The organism is Bacteroides sp. 51 (assembly GCF_010500965.1).
Lineage (GTDB): Bacteria > Bacteroidota > Bacteroidia > Bacteroidales > Bacteroidaceae > Bacteroides.
The window spans coordinates 60,580-81,754 of the sequence record NZ_QVMI01000016.1 but is presented as its reverse complement, the minus strand read 5'-3'; the positions used below and the strand labels follow the sequence as shown (position 1 = coordinate 81,754).

The following is a 21,175-nucleotide window of genomic DNA, read 5'->3' as shown; positions in this document are numbered from 1 at the left end:
AGTATTGATGCACAACAAATCAATATTCATCTCTGTTATAAAGCTATTGGAATTGTAATAAATGAAAGATATGACAGAAAAAGTAAAACTAAACAATGGTGTTGAGATGCCATGGGTGGGACTTGGTGTTTTCAGAATGGATAATGATGATGACACCCAGATTGTAATTGAAAAAGCACTGGCTATGGGGTATCGTCATATTGATACGGCTGCTTATTATGATAATGAAGAAGCGGTGGGCAAAGCGATACAAAGTTCGGGTATTCCACGCAAGGAAGTGTTTATAACAACAAAAGTATGGAATGAAGATCAGCGACAGGGAACTGTCAGACAGGCTTTTGAAGATAGTTTAAGGAAATTGGGTACTGATTATGTAGATCTTTATCTGATTCACTGGCCGGTACCCGGTAAATTTAAAGAAACCTGGAAGATATTTGAAGAAATTTATAATACCGGACGGGCAAAAGCAATTGGTGTAAGCAACTTCAAGAAACATCATTTGGAAGAACTAAAAGATGTAAGTACAATTACTCCGGCGGTAAATCAAATCGAACTACATCCGTATCTTGTTCAACAGGAGGATTTAGATTATTGCAATGAGAATGGTATCCGTGTAGAAGCATGGAGTCCGTTTGCTGCTAATAAATTCAATTTATTTAATGAAAAAATAATTATTGATATAGCCGAAAAGCACGAAAAATCGCCAGCTCAGATTATTTTACGTTGGGATCATCAACGTGGAGTAGTTGTCATTCCAAAGTCATCAAATGAAAAACGATTGGCAGAGAATATTGATATATTTGATTTTAAACTATCGGATGAGGAGATCGCACAGATTAGCGCACTGAATAGAAATAAACGTGTAGGTTCAGATCCCGATCATTTCGACTTTTAGCATTATAGAGAGCCACTATCCCCACCGCATGGAAACATGGGTGCAGCGCCTCGCTGCCCTCGCTGCCCTCTCTGCCTAGTCGGCCATTTCTTTGAGGTGCTTGAAATGTTCGATGATTCCCTTGTAGTTGCGATCGCTGCAAGGGTCGAACTTGTTCCATAGATCATTCATGATGACGGCTCCTCCGAATCCAAAGTCTTTTACTTCGAGTATGTTTTCGGGGGTGATTCCTCCGAAGGCCATCACTTCGGTATCTATAATTCCATTCTTAGCGGCTTCGCGTATTTCTTCGGCGGTAAAGTTGAATAGTTTTCCCCCATGCGGATCATGTTCGTACATGGCTTTCAGGAAAACATAGTCGTAGAAATGCTTTTTCCTGGCCACTTCTTCGAGGGTGCGGCATGAACAGCTGATGTGTCCTGCATAATCGTGCGGCTCTCGCGGATTGCGGGAATTAAGATGAATACCCATGAGTTTGAACTCTTCCTTCAGGTAAAAATGTTCATGGGTAACGATCCGTTTATGATATTTCTCGGGGATCAGTGTTAGCAACCTCTCTGAATACATGGCAGAGGTTTCAGGCTTTCTGAGATGTAGTATATCCAGTCCTTCTTCAAAGAGGACTGTAATGATTTTATCCTCTTCCACAAAAAAAGTGGGACTAGTGATTACAATGAGCTTCATACCTTAACCTATTATATAAGCAAAGTTAACAAAATAGTGCTTCGAGCCTCTACGTTTATTGTGAAAATTTGTTAGTTAAGCCTTTTGAGAACGTTTCTTATACAGCTTTTTACGCCGGGCGAGTAATATTCGGGTTCCGCGTTCTCCAGATATAGTTTTAATTCCGGAAGAAGCTCCGGCTCAAGAAGGCATAGTTTGTAAGACATCTTGATGCAAAGTGCTTGTGTAGCTATGGCCTGGTTTAAATCCAGCATATTGTTAAAGCAGAAATCAAGAAAGTCAACAGGAAGTGGTTCGGGAGCCGGAAGCTCCAATAGAATGGAAAGTAAGATCCGTCGCGTGCCACTATGTTTGTTATTCATTACGATAGCGATCAACTCTTTTTGTTTGCCTTCCAGAAAATCCGGATATTTTTCAAAGATCTTTTCGCATGCCCAAGCTGCTCGCCAGGAAACTTTCTCTTGCGGGTCTTTGATTAGTTTGTAAACGATATCAAAGTCTTCCGGATAAACGCTGACAGAATCAACAATTTTATGTAAGGAAAGCCTATATATGGGTTGAGCCAGATACTCTTTGTAATTTGTAATTCTTTCCATTTGATTTTTACTTTAGATGGCAAATTAAATAAAAAGTAATGAACATCGTTCAACTTCTAGTCATAATTCATTTATCTCTTACTTGACACAAGAATATCTTTTATTCATAATATCGACCAGATGTACGACTAGTCAGTGACCAGTTGTACATCTGGTCACTGACTAGTCGTACATCTGGTCGATGGCATCTCTTATTGAAAATAAAAAATCTCCTAATGATAATCCGATTATCATTAGGAGATGAGCAATGTATCTCTTATAATCCTGAGTAGAGATCAGTATGAGAGCGTATATACTACTTATTTATAACGCTTTTCTACTTCTTCCCAGTTGATAATTTTCCAAAGGGCTTCAACATGGTCTGCGCGACGGTTTTGGTAATCCAGATAATAGGAGTGTTCCCATACGTCGAATCCCAACAGAGGGTTAAGTCCCGCACGAACAGGATTGCTACCATTTGTTTCTTTCGTAATATGTAGCTTACCGGTTTTATCGGCTGATAGCCAAGCCCAACCCGAACCGAACAATCCTACAGATGCTTCATTGAATTTCTTTTTGAAGTCTGCAAAGCTACCGAAGTCACGTTTGATCGCTTCTGCAAGCTTACCTGTTGGCTCAGCACTTTTCTGGTTAGGAGTGAACTGAGTAAAGTAAAGCGCATGATTCAATACCTGTCCGGCGTTGTTAAATACTGCGCCGTCGGGTGCTTTTGCTACAATTTCTTCAACTGTTTTACCTTCATATTCGGTGCCTGGAACAAGATTGTTCAGGTTATTTACATAAGTCTGTAAGTGCTTTCCGTAATGGAATTGAATAGTCTGCTGACTAATAACTGGTTCCAATGCATTGTCTGCATAAGGAAGTTTTGGCATTTCGTAAGTCATAACTGTCATTATTAAAGATATTAATATTGTATTCATAATATTCGGGATTGAAATTATTATTTCGATATAAAGATAACAGTCTCTACCCTGAAAATGTTCTGTTCTGAACGAAATTTCTTCTATCTTTGCATAGATATTATCAATCGGAAACTTAATTCAATAGACATAAAATAGCATGTCAACAGACTATATCAAAGAACTTAACGACAGCCAGTGCGCGGCGGTGGTGTATAACGATGGTCCGTCACTTGTCATTGCAGGTGCGGGATCTGGCAAAACGCGTGTACTGACTTATAAGATAGCCTATCTTTTGGAGCATGGATACGAGCCTTGGAATATCCTGGCCCTGACTTTCACCAATAAAGCAGCCCGGGAGATGAAAGAACGTATAGGTAAAAAAGTGGGAGAGCAGCGTGCGCGCCGGTTATGGATGGGAACATTCCACTCTATTTTCTCCAGAATATTACGTGCCGAGGCGGCTTCGCTGGGATTCACTTCACAGTTTACCATATACGATACATCGGATTCTAAAAGCCTGATCCGTTCCATCATAAAAGAGATGGGATTGGATGAAAAGATGTATAAACCGGGAAACGTGCAAGCTCGTATATCCAACGCAAAGAATCACCTGGTTTCACCATCTGCCTATGCTGCCAATAAAGAGGCTTATGAAAGTGATAATGCAGCTAAAATGCCTGCTGTACGCGATATTTATAGTCGCTACTGGGATCGTTGCCGGCAATCGGGTGCTATGGATTTTGATGACCTGTTGTTCTATACCTTCATTCTATTCCGCGATTTTCCGGAGATACTGGAAAAGTATCGTACACAATTCCGTTACATTTTAGTAGATGAGTATCAGGACACAAACTATGCACAACACATGATTGTATTGCAGTTGAGCAAGGAGAGCCAGATGCTTTGTGTAGTGGGAGATGACGCCCAGAGTATCTATTCTTTTAGAGGTGCAAATATTGACAATATACTTAACTTTTCTACGCTTTATCCGAAAACGAAAATATTTAAACTGGAACAAAATTACCGTTCCACTAAAACCATTGTAAGTGCTGCAAACAGCTTGATAGAGAAGAATGAAAGGCAGATAAGAAAGGCTGTTTTCTCGGAAAAAGAGAGGGGAGAGGCTATCGGAGTGTTTCAGGCATACTCGGATGTGGAAGAAGCGGAGATTGTAGTGAACAAAATAACTGAAATGCGGCGTAGAAAGGATTATGAGTATGCCGACTTTGCAATTTTGTATCGTACGAATGCTCAAAGCCGTGTTTTTGAAGAGGCTCTGCGCAAGCGCTCTGTTCCATATAAAATCTATGGTGGTCTTTCTTTTTACCAACGAAAGGAAATTAAAGATGCCATTGCCTATTTCCGGTTGCTTGTGAACCCCGATGATGAAGAGGCTTTCAAGCGAATTATCAATTATCCGGCACGTGGAATCGGTGATACGACTTTGGGGAAAATAATTGACGCAGCGGTAAGCAACAACGTCAGCTTATGGCAGGCAATGTGTGAGCCTTCTACCTTTGGTTTGGAACTGAATAAGAATACATTGGCGAAGTTGCAGAAGTTCCGGGAATTGATAGAAGAGTTCATCGAAATGCAATATGAAAAGAATGCATATGAGATAGGAACGGAAATCATTCGCAAGTCGGGCATTATGAATGAGATCAGTCAGGATAATACCCCGGAGAACCTGAGTCGCAAAGAAAATATAGAAGAATTGGTTAATGGTATGCATGAATACTGCTCGGAACGGATGGAAGAAGGAAATACAAACATTTCCTTGAGTGACTTCCTGTCGGAAGTATCTTTGTTGACCGATCAGGATTCGGATAAAGAAGGTGATGATAAGAAAGTGACTTTGATGACTGTCCACTCGGCCAAAGGGCTGGAATTTCCAAATGTTTTTGTTGTTGGCTTGGAAGAAAATCTTTTCCCGAGTGGAATGTCGGGTTATTCTCCGCAGGCAATGGAAGAAGAGCGCAGGCTTTTTTATGTCGCTATTACCCGCGCAGAAGATCATTGCTTTTTATCTTATGCCAAATCCCGTTTCCGATATGGCAAAATGGAATTCAGTAGTCCAAGCCGTTTTCTGAGAGATATTGATACCTGTTATTTATCCTTGCCCGAAGAAGCCGGAATCAGTAACAGAGTGGATGAAAGAGCCAGTCGTTTCCGGAACGAGCAACGTGAAAGGCAAGTTGCTTCTCCTCCTGCTTCGATTCCTCCTAAACGTGAAGCGGAAAATGCACCTTCCTCAACCGCTCCCCGCACTTTGAAACGTGTAGGGGCTTTGCCACCCACCCGGTCGTCTGCACCATTAACAGATTTGCAGGTCGGACAAACGATTGAACATGAGCGATTTGGAATTGGCGAAGTGATTAACATTGAAGGAACAGGCGATAATATGAAGGCTACTATTCATTTCCGTAATGCCGGAGATAAACAGTTGTTGTTGCGTTTTGCCCGTTTTAAAATATTGAATTAGTAGTCAGTAGCTAGTAGTCAGTAGTTAGGTCTTATCTTTTCCTTGTGGTATGGCTCTTTAACCTTACTACTAACTACTTACTACTAGCTCCTGATAAAATCTTAAAACCTCAAATATGGTAGATTTTTCTCAGTTTCCTTCTCCTTGTTATATCATGGAAGAAGATCTTTTAAGAAAGAATTTAGACCTCATCCGGAATGTGAAAGAGCAAGCCGGAGTGGAAATAATTCTTGCTTTTAAATCATTTGCCATGTGGCGTTCGTTTCCTATATTCCGGGATTATATTGAACATTCTACTGCCAGTTCGGTATATGAAGCCCGTTTGGCTTTAGAAGAGTTCGGCAGTAAAGCACATACCTATTCGCCCGCTTATACTGAAGATGATTTTCCCGAAATTATGCGCTGTAGTAGCCATATCACATTTAATTCCCTGTTGCAGTTTCACCGGTTTTATTCAATGACGGTTAAAGAAGGAATTTCTTGTGGTATCCGGATTAACCCGGAATACTCGGAAGTGGAAACCGAACTATATAATCCCTGCGCCCCTGGTACTCGCTTTGGGCTAACAGCCGATCTTTTGCCGGATACTTTACCGGTAGGCATTGACGGCTTTCATTGTCATTGCCATTGCGAATCTTCTTCCTTTGAATTGGAGCATACACTGCAACATATTGAAGAGAAATTCTCCCGATGGTTTTCACAAATCAAATGGCTGAACCTGGGTGGCGGACACTTGATGACCAGAAAAGATTACGATACGAATCATCTGATTGCACTTCTGAAAGGGCTGAAATCCCGTTACCCCCATCTTCAGATCATTTTAGAGCCTGGCTCTGCTTTCACATGGCAAACCGGAGTTTTGACTTCGGAAGTCGTGGATATTGTAGAAAGTCGCGGTATTAAAACCGCCATCCTGAATGTCAGCTTTACCTGTCACATGCCCGACTGTCTGGAAATGCCTTATCAACCGACTGTTAGAGGCGCTGAAATGGGAGATTCCGGACCGTATATATATCGTTTGGGTGGAAACTCTTGCTTGAGCGGTGATTATATGGGTAACTGGAGTTTCGATCATGAATTACAAATTGGCGAGCGAATTGTTTTTGAAGATATGATTCATTATACTATGGTGAAAACAAATATGTTCAACGGTATTCACCATCCGGCTATTGCTTTGTGGACCTCAGATGTTAAGGCTATAATTTACAAGCAATTCCAGTATGAAGATTATCGGGATAGAATGAGTTGAGCTTTGGAAGTTTAAATCTTATGGCGAAAAAAGTAAATAGATTATTTGCAAGTTTAGAGATTTTCAATACCTTTGCATCCGCAATCGCGAAAGTAGCTCAGTTGGTAGAGCATAACCTTGCCAAGGTTAGGGTCGCGGGTTCGAATCCCGTCTTTCGCTCTAGCGGCCCAGGTGGCGGAATGGTAGACGCGCTCGTTTCAGGTGCGAGTGTTGAGAGACGTGCAAGTTCGAGTCTTGTTCTGGGCACACCCTAAAAGTGATCATTGAGAGAATGGAGAGATGGCGGAATTGGTAGACGCGCTACTTTGAGGGGGTAGTGACAGTTATGTCGTGTGAGTTCGAGTCTCATTCTCTTCACAGAAAATAGAAAAATGCGAAAGTAGCTCAGTTGGTAGAGCATAACCTTGCCAAGGTTAGGGTCGCGGGTTCGAATCCCGTCTTTCGCTCTGATAAGGCTTCCTTTTTGGGAAGCTTTTTTAGTTTAACCACAGCTTTGTTTTTTTTTACAACCTCAATTTGTGGGATCCGCATGAAATTCGCTCAATGAGAGAAAGCATTCTTAATCATTATGCATTGGGTGAAAAGGTTATCAATAAACGTGGACGGATGGGCAAGATTCTCGATATACCTTATTTCGGGCGCCTGGATTTCAGAGAAAAAGGGCAGGAAAGTTCCGTCCTGCCAGTCTACATAGGAATACATACCTTTTATGATCCCAAGAACAAAGTAAATCTGATTTATGATTGGCGTGCACCTATTTCAGGAATGTTCTATGATAGCGAGCTGGGCGCTGCATCTTATCAATCTCCCACAGGTGAAATAATAGGAGAAATACTGCTCAGGCGTCAATATCGCATCCGGAATGGGAGGATGGAATTTATGATTGAAAGCTCTCTGGCAGTTCATGACGAAATCCTCCAGAAGGAGCTTAGTGTGAATGCAGATGATAAGATGAGAAATATTGTTGCTACCATCCAGCGGGAGCAAAATAAGATTATCCGCAATGAAGATGCACATGTACTGATTATACAAGGAGTAGCCGGTTCGGGTAAAACATCTATTGCATTGCATCGCATAGCCTATTTATTATATGCGATGAAGGGTGATCTCACATCCAAAGACATATTGATAATCTCACCAAATAAAGTTTTTGCTGATTATATATCCAACGTATTACCTGAACTTGGAGAAGAAAATGTTCCTGAAACGACTATGGATCAGATTCTTTCGGAAGTATTAGAAAACAAATACAAATACCAGACTTTCTTTGAGCAGGTGGCGGAGTTACTAGATAAACCTGCTTCCGGATTTATTGAACGGATACAGTATAAAGCATCGTTTGATTTTGTTTCACAACTGGACCGGTTTATTTTGCATATCGAGAACAATTATTTTAAGGCTGTAGATGTCAGACTAACAAAGTATGTCACCATCCCCGCAGGCTTTATTGATGAACAATTTCGTCGTTTCAACCGATATCCAATGCGTATGCGCTTTGAAATAATGACGGATTATATCCTTGAGATGATGGGAATAAAGTATCAGATAACTGTTGCCAGAGCTGAACGCAATGCATTGAGAAATGAAATTAAAAAAATGTTCGCTGCCAATAATGACTTGCAGGTTTATAAAGAGTTCTTTGAGTGGGCTGGAAGACCTGATATGTTTAAGATGCGCAAAAACCGGATTCTTGAGTATGCTGACCTGGCCCCTTTAGCATATCTTCATATAGCTTTAGATGGGAAGAAGGGGCAAACTTGTGTAAAGCATCTTCTGATTGACGAGATGCAGGATTATTCTCCGGTTCAATATAAAGTAATTCAAAAACTATATTCTTGCCGTAAAACAATTCTTGGCGATGCAGGTCAATCTGTTAACCCTTATGGCTCTTCAAATGCAGATTTAATTCAAAAATCCTTTGTAACAGGGCAGATTATGAAATTGTGTAAAAGCTATCGTTCAACTTATGAAATTACAGATTTTGCACAGAAAATTCGAATGAGTAAAGATCTCGAACCTGTTGCAAGGCATGGCGAGCAACCCAGATTAATAAACTATAAAAGTAGAGAAAAAGAAATCTATGGTATAATTGATTTGGTTGCTGCCTTTAAAGCAACTGAAAGTCGTTCTCTTGGAATAATTTGCAAAACCGAGCAACAGGCAAAAGAGTTGGCCGAATGTTTAAAAGGCGTGATAGAAGATATTTATTTCCTGTCGAGTAGTAGCTCGGCTTTTGTGAATGGAATTGTTGTTACCTCTGCTCATGTGGCAAAAGGATTAGAGTTTGATGAGGTGATAATTCCTCAGGTGAATAGCGAAAACTATTCTTCTGAAATAGATAGAGGAATGCTTTATATTGCCGTAACAAGAGCAATGCATAAGCTAACCTTGACTTATAGTGGAGGACTAAATAAATTGATTTTGTAACTAATAGTGTTACAGTGACTTATCAAATAATTGAGTTTTTTTTCTTATTTTTTTTAGTTTTTGATGCAGTATAATAGATAAATCAGAGTTTATATTGTTGTACGTACACTTATTACAGGCATGATGCATTATTGCCGGCAGCAGCATTGTGCTATACAGTTAATCACATTAAATTAAAAAAAAGTAAAATGAAAACAATCCTTAATTTGAAAAAATCAATCTTTTTTATTGCTGCCTTAACTACAGTTGTTTCGTTCACTTCATGTAGCGATGATGACGATCCTAAAACTCCTGCCGTAACTGATGTATATGGCTCTTATAAGGGTAAAATGTCTGTTACTTCTACAGTATTAAATCGTGTTGCTAAAAGTGAAGCTCCGGCTGGGATTGACGTAACCGCTACTGTGAATAATGATACAATTCGTTTCGAGAATTTCCCGGTTGAAAACATTATTGCAGCTATAGAAGGTGAAGACAATGCGGCTGATATTGTTGAATCAATGGATGAAGTGAACTTCAAGGTTGGGTATAAAGGTCAATTAAATCAGGTGCAAGATAGTATTGGCATGGTTCTTGATCCTAAACCAATGGAGTTTACTTATAAAGTAACCGAGGAAGAAGTTGAGGTGGAAAAGAATGTGAAGGTAACTATTTCTGTTCCTGAAAATGAAAAATCAGCTTATTCCGATAAGATTTTGAAGTTCAACCTGGAGGCAAAAGAAATAAAGGTGAATGATGAACCAGTTGATTCTTATAGCCCTCTTTATTATAACTTCTACCTAAATAAACAATAACCTAAACCGATTAATCTTACTTGAGTATATTTAAGATTTGTAACTATGTTTTGAATTGACGGTGGTCATAGATGGCTTTCTTCTGTTTGTTTGCTTGTGTCTCAAAATTGGCTATTGCTATAACTGACCACTTGTTCTTTCATGAAAGTGCTTCCGGAAGGGAAGCACTTTTTCTTTTCAATCTATCTTTCATATTAAGGTTTAATGTCCTCATACTCAATAGTGTGAAACGTGTTTCTTTTCATGTTTATATGATGAAAAATATTTATTCATTCTTATTGCTCCGGAAGATTTAAAGGTGCTCTGTTTTAGAAAACTATTTCTCGCCTGCTTTTTATAAAAGTTTTCTAAAACTTTTTTTAATGATCTGGTTATTAGCTATTTTACAAAAATTAACGCCAGTAAAGTTTTCCAAAAGTATAATCGTATAGAATATAAACGTAACTTTGTAGAAGAATAACAGAGCAATGAACCCATGATACAAACAGTTATAAAGAGAGACGGTCGTGTAGTAGGTTTTAATGAGGATAAAATCGCTACCGCCATTCGTAAAGCTATGCTACACACAGAGAGGGGTGAAGATAGACAATTAGTAAGCCAGATAACGGATCATATATCTTTCAAAGGAAAATCACAGATGACTGTAGAAGCAATTCAGGATGCTGTGGAGGTTGCTTTGATGGAAAGTAGCCGTAAAGATGTTGCAAAAAAATACATTGCATACCGTAATCAGCGCAGTATTGCCCGTAAGGCAAAAACGCGCGATATGTTTTTGGAGATTATCGATATAAAATCCAATGATATAACACGTGAGAATGCAAATATGAATGCAGATACTCCGGCGGGTATGATGATGAAGTTTTCTAGTGAAACCACCAAGCCGTTTGTGGATGACTATCTATTAAGTGATGAAGTAAAAGATGCTATTGCTGCTAATTATCTCCATATCCACGATAAAGATTACTATCCAACAAAGAGTCTAACCTGTGTGCAACATCCGCTGGATCGTATTTTGCAACATGGATTTTCTGCGGGGCATGGTGAATCCCGCCCGGCTAAACGTATTGAAACGGCCAGTATTCTTGGGTGTATTTCTTTAGAAACAGCCCAGAATGAGATGCATGGCGGTCAATCAATTCCTGCATTTGACTTTTATCTGGCTCCTTATGTTCGTGCCAGCTTTATTGAGGAAATGAAAACACTGGAAAAGCTGAATGGTAAAGACTATGCGCATTTATACGAAGTAGAAATAGATGATTACCTGGCACTGTCTCTTGATGATCTGGAAGGTGAAAAGCGTATTGTTCAACATGCTATAAACCAGACTGTATCCCGTGTACATCAGGCCATGGAAGCGTTTATCCATAACATGAATACCATCCATTCGCGTGGTGGAAACCAGGTTGTATTTAGTTCTATTAATTATGGAACGGATACTTCGGCCGAGGGACGTTGCATTATGCGCGAAATCATGAGAAGTACTTATCGGGGGGTAGGAAATGGTGAAACTGCTATTTTCCCTATTCAGATATGGAAAAAGAAACGTGGGGTAAATTATCTGCCCGAAGATCGTAATTACGACCTTTACCAGATGGCCGCAAAAGTTTCTGCTCGCCGGTTCTTTCCTAATTTCCTGAATCTGGATGCCACATTTAACCAAAGCGAAGAGTGGGATGCAAATGATCCGAGAAGATACGAACATGAAGTGGCAACCATGGGGTGCCGCACCCGTGTATATGAAAACCGGTTCGGACCTAAAACTTCTATCGGACGAGGAAACATCTCTTTTTCGACCATAAATATTGTAGGTCTGGCACTTGAGTGCATGAAAGTAGAGAAGAAAGAAGAACGTATTGCTTTGTTCTTTTCCAAGCTGGATAACATGCTTGACCTTGCTGCCAAACAGTTGCATGAGCGTTTTGAGTTTCAGAAAACAGCATTTGCTAAACAATTTCCTCTGTTAATGACGGCCCTTTGGGTAGGTGCAGAGAAGCTGGGACCAACGGATACTATCAGTTCAGTTATCAATCAGGGTACTCTCGGAATTGGATACATTGGTTTAGCTGAATGTTTAGTTGCTCTTTTGGGTAAACATCATGGTGAAGATGCAGAAGCACAGGAATTTGGATTGAAGATTGTTACCTATATGCGTGATCGTGTAAATCAGTTCAGTGAGTCATATCAGCATAATTATAGCGTTCTGGCTACTCCTGCCGAAGGCTTATCCGGTAAGTTTACTGCCCGTGACAGACGTAAATACGGTTCGTTGCCTGGAATAACTAATCGTGATTATTATACTAATTCAAACCATATCCCGGTATATTATAAATGTAGTGCCCGTCATAAAGCAGAAATAGAAGCACCTTATCACGATCTGACCCGTGGCGGACATATCTTTTATGTAGAAATAGATGGCGACGCGACACATAATCCGGATGCTATACTGCAAGTGGTGGATATGATGGATAAATACAATATCGGCTACGGGTCGGTAAATCATAACCGTACCCGCTGTTTGGACTGCGGATATGAAAATGCAGTAGCCAACCAGGAAGTGTGTCCTCATTGCGGAAGCGATCATTTGGATAAATTGCAACGTATTACCGGTTATCTTGTAGGTACAACCAATCGTTGGAATAGTGCAAAACTGGCTGAGTTGAATGATCGCGTTATTCATCAATAGCCATGACGCTTTCTATCTTAGATGTAATTGAAGATACAACGGTAGATGGCCCTGGTTTTAGAACTGCAATTTATGCAGCCGGATGTTCGCAACGATGTCCGGGATGCCATAATCCTGAATCCTGGGATATTGGCCGGGGAACTTCGGTTTCTACCGATGTGTTACTGAATAAAGTTCTGGCCGACGATTTTGCTAATGTTACCTTTAGTGGTGGCGATCCGCTCTTTCAGCCTGAGGGATTCACCGAATTAGCTAAAGAAATAAAGGAGCGAAGCCGGAAAAGTATATGGTGTTATACCGGTTTTACTTTCGAGTCTATATTGAAAAATAAAAAGCAGGCTGCTTTGCTGCCTTATATTGACGTGCTTGTTGATGGAAGATTTGAAGAGTCTTTACGTAATGAAGCACTACTTTTCCGGGGGAGTAAAAATCAGCGCTTGATTGATGTACAGTCATCTTTGCGAGAAAATAAAATAGTAATTTATCAATATAATCCTTTCCCATTATAATGGGAAAGGATTTTTTGTTAATGGCTTTTGTGGTAAAACAGATGGATTGCAAAAGAAAAAATATTTATCTTCGTAGGGTGAATAGCTTAACACTATTGGAGATTGCTGAAATAATGGAGGTTTAATTATGAATAAAATGAAAGAGGAGATCGAAACACCGAGAGGGAATAGTGAATGGATGATTACTGTAGCTAGAAGACAGCAACGAACAATAGAGGAAGCTGAAAGGATCTTAGAAGATGTGCTTCAGATGGGAATTTCATCTGTTGACATTGAATACAGGGAGGAGATATGTTATGATATAGAAGGATTGGACGGTTATTATTCTCCTGGTATTTTAAGAGACTTCAGACATTTCTTTTCTCTACTTTATTATGCAAACAATCCTAAAATGTACCCCAACCTTGTGGCTCATGTGAGCTACTTGTTGGTTGTGGTGGGGCAGATCAAGGAATTTCTTAAACTACGTATTGAGGGTGCTGAGCTTGATATAACTTCGATGGTGGAAAGCCATATCGGTTTTTGGTGGAAGAATATAAACCTTCTGGAATATAAAATGTATGAAAAGGGTGCCGAAATCATTCAGTTATCGTTTAATAGTACGAAAGATACTGAGAAAATGACATTTACAGACAAAGGCTATTGGTTTAATTTAAAAACTGGAAAGATTCATTATGTATGCAAGATTCGTCCTGCCAAAGTTGTACGATTTATAAAGGGTAATGATACGGAACCGGAGGTGGTGAAACCGAAACTCATGTTTGTTTACCCGGGAGAAATAAATAGTAGAATACGTTGGAAAGAAGCAAAAAAAAGAAAAGTAAAATCTAGTGATATAAAAACTCTATTAGGAAATGCTGAAACAGATTATGCGGTTGTAGTAAATAGAATGAAAGAAAGTTTCAAAGACCCTTTGGCCGAACCGACTCCTGCTGTATTGATTAAGCTACATAAGGCGTTCATTAATGGTGGTCATCTTGTTTTGGAAGATGGACAAGGTGGTTTGTTGACTGTTATGGATTTACCGGAAGATAATGCTCCGACATCGGAATTGTTGCGTGCCATATTGCCGGCAAATCCCGAAGGGTATGCATTGCTGGTAGAGGTTAATGAAGATATTCAATCGAATTTATTTTCTGTGAAACCATTATCTATTATCACTTCCAATAGAATTATTCGCCTTTTGTATTGATAAAAAATATCAAGATTATGGATGCTAAATTACTATACGAATTAAAGCTCGAACTGGACCGTATATATATAAATGGTATACGGCTTGCCAGAAACAATCCGCGTATAACCAGAATGCTTCCTTTACTGGAAAAACACACAGAAGAAGATGCAGCATATCATAACTTGGTTGTACACCTCAAGGCGTTGATACAGCCTGGGGTATCGGGATATGTAGAACTTCTATCTAGAATATATGCTTCTCTGAAGTACTTATTGCGTTTGCATGGAGAGGCTATTGTTGCCGGTGAGGAGAAAATAGAACAGGTGCCTGTATTTAATATGAGTGATATAGGTGTTTCGCAACATTCATTTCTGGAACTAAAGCCTTTGATAGATGCACTGACAGGAGTTGGGAAAGAACGATTGGAGGTTATCCGGAAAGCCCGCGAGCAAAAGCTGTTTGATGATTTCAGGGTCTATCCATATTTAAACCGGGCTTTGGCGGATAATGAGATGGAGGTTGTAGAGCTTGCAGAGGATATCATCAGGCATGATTTGGGAGATAAGATGCTCTCATTTCTGCTGAATGATTTCGAATGTAATGATAAGGATGATAATCTGAGGCGCTTGACACTGCTTTGCGAACTGCAATACGACGGACTGGATGAGCTTTTGGGCGAAATAATGGAAAGTAATGCAATTTCATTACAGATAACGATTGTTCAATATATTTCGAAGGATGTAGCCTATGAAGACCGGATTATAGAGTTAGCCGAAAGCTCCCAGAAGCTATTCAAAGAAATGGCATATTCCGGACTAGCCAGCTTGAAAACAGAGAAGGGTGAAAAGAAATTGTATGAACTTTATATTAAGGCTCTTAAGAAAAAGAACAGAGGCGATATTGAATTGTTAGTAAAAGCTTTGTCACAGACAGGACTTCAATATACTTTCAATGATGTTTTGGGGCAGGTAAAAGATCTATTCAATCATATACTTATTGCTAACAAGAAGGCAGAAGCTGATCATTTCAGTAACCTTCGATTGGGTATTTCTATTCTGAAGGTAAAGGGGCGATTGGATATCTTTGACTTTTTCTCTGAAATTCTACTCCATGAAGGTTATAATGAAATAATTAAGAAGAAAAAAAATGCATTAGCTAAGCCGGCAAGCGCACTCTCATGTGCTATTATTGATGCTATTCAGGAATTGGATACGGAACAAGCTGTGGCGTTTTATGAGAAGATTGTTCATAACATGGTTGAATCTGAATGGAAACAGCCGTTCTATAAAACATATCTGAACGCTTGTGTGCAAAGGGGAGATTCTGAGGCCCAGATTTATGAGAACTTTGTATCTCATTATCAGAATAAGAACATTAATATAGAAGATGTGGCTACGCTTTGCGTTATCGATGAATCCGGAAGCGCGTCGGCTTCTGTTGATAATAGATGGGTAGAACGATTGTATGAAACATTAGAGCGAATTGATGAAGAAGAAAATATAGAAGTATTGCTACAGGTTTTGAATGCCTTGGAGCCTGTTCCATCCGAAAGATATAACCGGGAATTGGTTAGGGCAGGAGAGAAGACCAGAAAATACTTGCTGGAAATTACTTCTATGATAATGAAACGTGATATTGCCGATAAATATGAAGTGGTATATTCGCTGGTGAAACATTGTCATGACCAGGGTCCCTCGGGGAGTAATGCACTTCGCCAATTGCCCCGTGCTACGTATTGGAATGAATTTCCGAAAGAATATGCCGCAAAGTTCCGTGAGCTCAAAAATGCTCCCCGGGCAATATATTCGAAGATAGTAGAATAATATAATTAAAAACCCCAAGGCTTATAACCTTGGGGTGAATATATACGCCGCCTCGCCGCTATTTTAGTATATCTAATGCTTTAAAGCATTTCACCAGTTTCTCAATAGCAAAGTCAATCTGGTCTATGGTATGTGTGGCCATTAATGAGAAACGGATTAATGTATCTTCGGGTGAACATGCCGGCGGTATCACGGGGTTTACGAATACGCCTTCGTCAAACAACATGCGGGTAACCATAAATGTTTTCTCCATATCTCTTACATACAGTGGAATGATAGGTGTAGAGGTATGTCCGATTTCAAATCCTATTTCGCGGAAGTTCTTTAATGCATAATTTGTATTATCCCAAAGGCGTTGGATGCGTTCAGGGTCAGTTTTCATAATTTGCAAAGCCGCTTTTGCAGCAGCAGTAGCAGCAGGAGTGTTACTTGCGCTGAATATATATGGACGTGAATTATGACGCAGATAGTTGATGATCGATTCATCGCCGGCAATAAAACCTCCGATGGAAGCCAATGATTTGCTGAATGTACCCATGATAAGGTCTACGTCGTCGGTAAGGCCGAAATGGTTACATGTACCGCGTCCCTGATGTCCGAGTACGCCTAAACCATGTGCTTCGTCTACCATAATGGAGCCATTGTACTTTTTGGCCAAACGAACAATCTCGGGTAGGTTGCTGATGTCTCCCTCCATGCTGAATACACCGTCAACAACAATTAGTTTCACCGATTCGGGTTTGCATTTTTGCAGTTCCTTCTCGAGCGATTCCATATCATTGTGTTTGAACTTTAGTGCTTTGGAGAAAGAGAGGCGACGGCCTTCAACGATAGAGGCATGGTCCAGTTCGTCGCATATAATATAATCTTCACGTCCGGTGACGCAGGATACCACACCAAGGTTTACCTGAAAGCCTGTAGAATAGATTATCGCATCTTGTTTGCCTACAAATTCAGCCAGTTCTTTTTCCAATTCCAGGTGAAGGTCTAACGTTCCGTTCAGGAATCTTGATCCGGCGCAGCCTGTTCCGTATTTGCGGGTGGCTTCAATAGCGGCTTCAATAACTTTAGGGTGGTTGGTAAGACCAAGGTATGAGTTAGATCCAAACATCAACACCTTCTTCCCGCTCATCATCACTTCGGTATGCTGTTCACTCTCAATACAACGAAAGTAAGGATATACGCCTTGTGCTTTCACCCTTTGGGGAAGGTCGTACTTGGCTAGTTTGTCTTGTAATAATCCCATGAATTGTAGTTTAATAAATTCAGTGCAGTATCATGTTCTGCAAAATCGGGGTCAAAGATAATAAAATAACTAGTTAGATGTTCAATATTCCTATATAAAAAGTTGCCTTTTCGTTTTTACCTGACAAGTAGATAGAAGAATTGAGAGATTTATATTATTTTTGTCTGTTTAGAAATGAATGCATATACTAATTTTATGAGCGAAGAAAAGAAAAAAATAATATTTATAATAAATCCGATTTCGGGGACACAAAACAAGGATTCTATTATACACCAGATAGAGGAGGTTATAGATAAATCTAAGATATCCTGGGAGATAAGATATACGGAAAATGCGGGTCATGCGGTTGAGATTGCGGCAGATGCTGTAAAGGAGGGGGTTGATATCGTTGTTGCCGTAGGGGGAGATGGTACGGTCAATGAAGTGGGCCGTTCGTTGGTAGATACGGAGACGGCTATGGCTATTCTGCCGTTTGGGTCGGGCAATGGTTTTGCGCGGCATCTTCAGGTGCCGATGGATACCCGGAAAGCGCTCGAACTGATCAATGAAGGCTTCATAGAGCAGGTTGATTATGGTAAGATCAACGGTATTCCTTTTTTCTGTACTTGTGGGGTTGGTTTTGATGCATTCGTCAGTCTGAAATTTGCCGAAGCGGGCAAGCGGGGGATGCTGACTTATCTCGAAAAAACATTGCAGGAAAGTCTGAATTATGAGCCGGAAACTTACGAACTGGAAACTAAAGACGGAACTGTAAAACATAAAGCTTTTTTGATTGCTTGCGGCAATGCTTCGCAGTATGGGAACAATGCTTATATTGCTCCGCAGGCAATGATTACGGATGGTTTGCTGGATATTACGATTCTTGAGCCTTTTACGGTTCTGGATGTCCCGTCGCTGGCATTTCAGTTGTTCAATAAAACGATAGACCAGAATAGCCGTATAAAAACATTCAAATGCAAGGATCTTCATATCCACCGCGAGGCTTCGGGGGTTGTTCATTTCGATGGCGATCCGATGATTACGGGCGAGGATATTCATATTGAGGTTATCAACAAGGGATTGCATGTGGTGGCGCCCAGAGAGAAGCAAAAAGAAAGTGTGCTGACGAGGGCTACCGACTATCTCAGCGTGTTGAAAATGATCAATGAAGAAATTGTTGGGGATATTGCCCAGAAGAATAAAATGATCATGAACAAAAACAAGGAATTGATCAAGAAACTAACGAAGAAAGAATGATATTCAAGAAAATATCATGTAAATTTGTGCCGATTCAGAGATAAACAATATGATATACTAAATATTAAGAATAATGATGCCGTACGGTATTCTTAATTCTTAATTCTTAATTCTTAATTAATATATGTATAGAACGCATACGTGTGGAGAGCTTCGTATCTCCGATGTAAACGTGCAGGTTACGCTTGCCGGATGGGTGCAACGTTCCCGCAAAATGGGAGGAATGACTTTTATTGACCTGCGCGACCGCTACGGTATTACTCAGCTGGTTTTTAATGAAGAGGTAAATGCTGCTTTGTGCGAAGAGGCCAACAAGTTGGGGCGCGAATACGTCGTTCAGGTAGTGGGAGTGGTAAACGAACGGTTTAATAAAAACTCGAATATACCCACCGGTGATGTTGAGATCATCGTTTCGGAGCTTAAAGTGTTGAATGCATCTGTTACTCCTCCGTTTACGATTGAAGATAATACGGATGGTGGAGATGATATCCGCATGAAATACCGTTATCTCGACTTGCGTCGTAACCCGGTTCGTGCCAACCTGGAGCTTCGTCATAAAATGACGATCGAGGTGCGTAGTTATCTGGACAAATTAGGGTTTCTGGAAGTAGAAACACCTGTATTGGTTGGCTCTACTCCCGAAGGTGCGCGCGACTTTGTGGTGCCTTCGCGTATGAATCCGGGACAGTTCTATGCGCTTCCACAGTCGCCTCAAACGTTGAAGCAGTTGCTGATGGTGTCGGGATTTGACCGCTATTTCCAGATCGTAAAGTGTTTCCGTGACGAGGATTTACGTGCCGACCGCCAGCCGGAGTTTACACAGATTGACTGTGAAATGAGCTTTGTAGACCAGGAAGATGTATTGAGTACTTTCGAAGGTATGTCGAAGCATCTCTTCAAGTCGATTCTGGGGGTTGAGATTCAAGATGCTTTCGCACGCATGTCATGGCATGACGCAATGAAATATTATGGTAGTGATAAACCGGATACCCGCTTCGGAATGAAGTTTGTAGAGTTGATGGATATCATGAAAGGACACGGATTCCCGGTGTTCGATAGCGCTGCTTATGTGGGCGGTATTTGTGCAGAGGGGGCGGCTACGTATACCCGTAAGCAGTTGGATGCACTGACTGACTTTGTAAAACGTCCGCAGATTGGTGCAAAAGGTATGGTTTATGCTCGTGTAGAAGAGGATGGAACTGTAAAATCGAGTGTCGACAAGTTCTACTCGCAGGAAGTGTTGCAGCAAATGAGAGCGGCTTTCGGTGCAAAACCAGGCGATTTGATCTTGATTCTATCGGGCGAAGATGTAATGAAGACCCGTAAACAATTGAACGAACTTCGTCTGGAAGTGGGCAGTCAGTTGGGCTTGCGCGATAAAACGAAGTTCTCTTGCCTGTGGGTGGTAGATTTCCCATTGTTTGAATGGGATGAAGAGCAGCGTCGTTTCATGGCTATGCACCATCCGTTTACTTCTCCTAAACCGGAAGATATTCATTTGCTGGATTCTGACCCGGGAGCCGTTCGCGCCAATGCTTACGATATGGTAATCAATGGTGTAGAAGTGGGAGGGGGCTCTATCCGTATATTCGATAGCGCGCTACAAGGCAAGATGTTCGAGTTGCTGGGATTTACTCCCGAGCGTGCACAGGAACAATTTGGTTTCCTGATGAATGCTTTCAAATATGGTGCACCTCCACATGGCGGATTGGCTTATGGTCTTGACCGTTTTGTATCTCTATTCGCCGGACTGGATTCTATCCGCGACTGTATTGCATTTCCTAAAAATAACTCAGGTCGTGATGTGATGCTTGATGCTCCTGCTGCATTGGAGCAATCGCAGTTGGATGAGTTGAATCTGATCGTGAATGTGCCAAACTCTGGTGCGGAATAAATGAATTAGGCATTTATCTTATCATATGGGTGTGTCCCAGAAGTAGAGAGGCTGAATTTGAAGGAGACTTAGAATTCAGCCTCTTTATCAAAATGACAATTTGATATTCTATCACTCCCCAAATCGCAAACTCGGTACTTGCTGCGGAAAGGAAAGAAAAAACGGCAAAAGAACCGCATTTGGTAATTTCAAAACGGACGGAATTTGACGCTTTTGCAAAACAAACCGATGTAATATCTCAAAAATAAAAACAAAATAACATAATAATGAAGGATAAGGCGGCAAATGCACATGCCGAATCACTTCTCGAAAATCGCTCAACCAGAGAATGAGAACCTATAAAAAGAATCACTCTAAACACTTGAGCCGCGTGCTGTCGACAGTCTAGCGCTCAAATCTCTACACTTGAGCCGCGTGCTATTTATACTTGAGCCGCGCGTTGTCAACAACACGCGGCTCAAGTGTAGACAACCGAACGCTAAAATGCTTCCAAACATCCATAATACACTGCAAAAACAAGCTCAAACCTAGTTTTTAACATCTCATTGAGCGATTTCGAGAAACACGTGCGTAAGAAGAAC

General features: G+C 40.6%; 14 protein-coding genes, 4 tRNA genes and 1 pseudogene. 15 read left to right on the top strand and 4 right to left on the bottom strand.

Features of this window, described 5'->3' with window-relative positions; all coding sequences use genetic code 11:
* Positions 1 to 70: 70 nt before the first annotated feature.
* On the top strand, positions 71 to 895 hold the full coding sequence (locus D0T87_RS13085) for an aldo/keto reductase (protein ID WP_203558684.1): 825 nt from the start codon (positions 71 to 73) through the stop codon (positions 893 to 895).
* Between the two features lie 75 nt (positions 896 to 970).
* Here D0T87_RS13085 and D0T87_RS13080 read toward each other — a convergent pair whose 3' ends face one another.
* The 3 genes from D0T87_RS13080 to D0T87_RS13070 form a co-directional block, all read right to left on the bottom strand.
* Positions 971 to 1,579 (bottom strand): thiamine phosphate synthase, encoded by a 609-nt coding sequence (locus tag D0T87_RS13080; protein WP_163175582.1) that lies wholly within the window; start codon positions 1,577 to 1,579, stop codon positions 971 to 973.
* A gap of 71 nt (positions 1,580 to 1,650) precedes the next feature.
* Complete coding sequence (locus D0T87_RS13075) at positions 1,651 to 2,175, bottom strand: hypothetical protein (protein WP_163175581.1); 525 nt, start codon at positions 2,173 to 2,175, stop codon at positions 1,651 to 1,653.
* A gap of 299 nt (positions 2,176 to 2,474) precedes the next feature.
* Positions 2,475 to 3,095, bottom strand: a complete 621-nt coding sequence (locus tag D0T87_RS13070) for a superoxide dismutase (RefSeq protein ID WP_163175580.1) — start codon at positions 3,093 to 3,095, stop codon at positions 2,475 to 2,477.
* Positions 3,096 to 3,234: 139 nt separating this feature from the next.
* Between D0T87_RS13070 and D0T87_RS13065 the strand changes: the two genes are divergently transcribed.
* The 12 genes and pseudogenes from D0T87_RS13065 (at position 3,235) to D0T87_RS13010 (ending at position 16,218) form a co-directional block, all read left to right on the top strand.
* Positions 3,235 to 5,559, top strand: coding sequence for an ATP-dependent helicase (locus D0T87_RS13065; protein WP_163175579.1), 2,325 nt, complete (start codon positions 3,235 to 3,237; stop codon positions 5,557 to 5,559).
* A 115-nt stretch (positions 5,560 to 5,674) separates the two neighbouring features.
* The gene (gene nspC, locus D0T87_RS13060) at positions 5,675 to 6,808 is read left to right on the top strand and encodes a carboxynorspermidine decarboxylase (protein WP_163175578.1); all 1,134 of its coding nucleotides are present in this window, start codon (positions 5,675 to 5,677) and stop codon (positions 6,806 to 6,808) included.
* Between the two features lie 86 nt (positions 6,809 to 6,894).
* Positions 6,895 to 6,967, top strand: a tRNA-Gly gene (locus D0T87_RS13055).
* Positions 6,968 to 6,973: 6 nt separating this feature from the next.
* Positions 6,974 to 7,054 (top strand) — tRNA-Leu (locus D0T87_RS13050).
* A 27-nt stretch (positions 7,055 to 7,081) separates the two neighbouring features.
* Positions 7,082 to 7,165 (top strand) — tRNA-Leu (locus D0T87_RS13045).
* A gap of 16 nt (positions 7,166 to 7,181) precedes the next feature.
* Positions 7,182 to 7,254 (top strand) — tRNA-Gly (locus D0T87_RS13040).
* 76 nt (positions 7,255 to 7,330) lie between these two features.
* Positions 7,331 to 9,235, top strand: a pseudogene (locus tag D0T87_RS13035) (UvrD-helicase domain-containing protein); the annotation flags it as partial.
* Between the two features lie 188 nt (positions 9,236 to 9,423).
* Positions 9,424 to 10,029, top strand: coding sequence for a DUF4840 domain-containing protein (locus D0T87_RS13030; protein ID WP_163175576.1), 606 nt, complete (start codon positions 9,424 to 9,426; stop codon positions 10,027 to 10,029).
* A gap of 475 nt (positions 10,030 to 10,504) precedes the next feature.
* The gene (locus tag D0T87_RS13025) at positions 10,505 to 12,712 is read left to right on the top strand and encodes an anaerobic ribonucleoside triphosphate reductase (protein WP_163175575.1); all 2,208 of its coding nucleotides are present in this window, start codon (positions 10,505 to 10,507) and stop codon (positions 12,710 to 12,712) included.
* Positions 12,713 to 12,714: 2 nt separating this feature from the next.
* Positions 12,715 to 13,221 (top strand): anaerobic ribonucleoside-triphosphate reductase activating protein, encoded by a 507-nt coding sequence (nrdG, locus tag D0T87_RS13020; RefSeq protein ID WP_163175574.1) that lies wholly within the window; start codon positions 12,715 to 12,717, stop codon positions 13,219 to 13,221.
* Positions 13,222 to 13,348: 127 nt separating this feature from the next.
* On the top strand, positions 13,349 to 14,413 hold the full coding sequence (locus D0T87_RS13015; RefSeq protein WP_163175573.1) for a hypothetical protein: 1,065 nt from the start codon (positions 13,349 to 13,351) through the stop codon (positions 14,411 to 14,413).
* Positions 14,414 to 14,430: 17 nt separating this feature from the next.
* A complete protein-coding gene (locus tag D0T87_RS13010) occupies positions 14,431 to 16,218 on the top strand; it encodes a hypothetical protein (RefSeq protein WP_163175572.1) in 1,788 nt (595 codons plus the stop codon).
* A 58-nt stretch (positions 16,219 to 16,276) separates the two neighbouring features.
* Here D0T87_RS13010 and D0T87_RS13005 read toward each other — a convergent pair whose 3' ends face one another.
* Positions 16,277 to 17,464 carry an aminotransferase class I/II-fold pyridoxal phosphate-dependent enzyme gene (locus D0T87_RS13005; RefSeq protein ID WP_163175571.1) on the bottom strand — a complete coding sequence of 396 codons (1,188 nt, stop codon included), beginning with the start codon at positions 17,462 to 17,464 and terminating at the stop codon, positions 16,277 to 16,279.
* A 195-nt stretch (positions 17,465 to 17,659) separates the two neighbouring features.
* Here D0T87_RS13005 and D0T87_RS13000 point away from each other — a divergent pair, with 195 nt between their 5' ends.
* Entirely contained in the window at positions 17,660 to 18,700 is a 1,041-nt protein-coding gene (locus D0T87_RS13000; RefSeq protein ID WP_163175570.1) for a diacylglycerol kinase family protein, read from the top strand.
* A gap of 124 nt (positions 18,701 to 18,824) precedes the next feature.
* On the top strand, positions 18,825 to 20,594 hold the full coding sequence (gene aspS / locus D0T87_RS12995) for an aspartate--tRNA ligase (protein WP_163175569.1): 1,770 nt from the start codon (positions 18,825 to 18,827) through the stop codon (positions 20,592 to 20,594).
* Positions 20,595 to 21,175 lie beyond the last annotated feature (581 nt).

Bases quoted from the DNA above. Each gene is read 5' to 3' on its own strand.
- D0T87_RS13085 (WP_203558684.1), top strand. From the start codon at position 71: ATGACAGAAAAAGTAAAACTAAACAATGGTGTTGAGATGCCATGGGTG.
- D0T87_RS13080 (WP_163175582.1), bottom strand. From the start codon at position 1,579: ATGAAGCTCATTGTAATCACTAGTCCCACTTTTTTTGTGGAAGAGGAT.
- D0T87_RS13075 (WP_163175581.1), bottom strand. From the start codon at position 2,175: ATGGAAAGAATTACAAATTACAAAGAGTATCTGGCTCAACCCATATAT.
- D0T87_RS13070 (WP_163175580.1), bottom strand. From the start codon at position 3,095: ATGAATACAATATTAATATCTTTAATAATGACAGTTATGACTTACGAA.
- D0T87_RS13065 (WP_163175579.1), top strand. From the start codon at position 3,235: ATGTCAACAGACTATATCAAAGAACTTAACGACAGCCAGTGCGCGGCG.
- nspC (WP_163175578.1), top strand. From the start codon at position 5,675: ATGGTAGATTTTTCTCAGTTTCCTTCTCCTTGTTATATCATGGAAGAA.
- D0T87_RS13030 (WP_163175576.1), top strand. From the start codon at position 9,424: ATGAAAACAATCCTTAATTTGAAAAAATCAATCTTTTTTATTGCTGCC.
- D0T87_RS13025 (WP_163175575.1), top strand. From the start codon at position 10,505: ATGATACAAACAGTTATAAAGAGAGACGGTCGTGTAGTAGGTTTTAAT.
- nrdG (WP_163175574.1), top strand. From the start codon at position 12,715: ATGACGCTTTCTATCTTAGATGTAATTGAAGATACAACGGTAGATGGC.
- D0T87_RS13015 (WP_163175573.1), top strand. From the start codon at position 13,349: ATGAATAAAATGAAAGAGGAGATCGAAACACCGAGAGGGAATAGTGAA.
- D0T87_RS13010 (WP_163175572.1), top strand. From the start codon at position 14,431: ATGGATGCTAAATTACTATACGAATTAAAGCTCGAACTGGACCGTATA.
- D0T87_RS13005 (WP_163175571.1), bottom strand. From the start codon at position 17,464: ATGGGATTATTACAAGACAAACTAGCCAAGTACGACCTTCCCCAAAGG.
- D0T87_RS13000 (WP_163175570.1), top strand. From the start codon at position 17,660: ATGAGCGAAGAAAAGAAAAAAATAATATTTATAATAAATCCGATTTCG.
- aspS (WP_163175569.1), top strand. From the start codon at position 18,825: ATGTATAGAACGCATACGTGTGGAGAGCTTCGTATCTCCGATGTAAAC.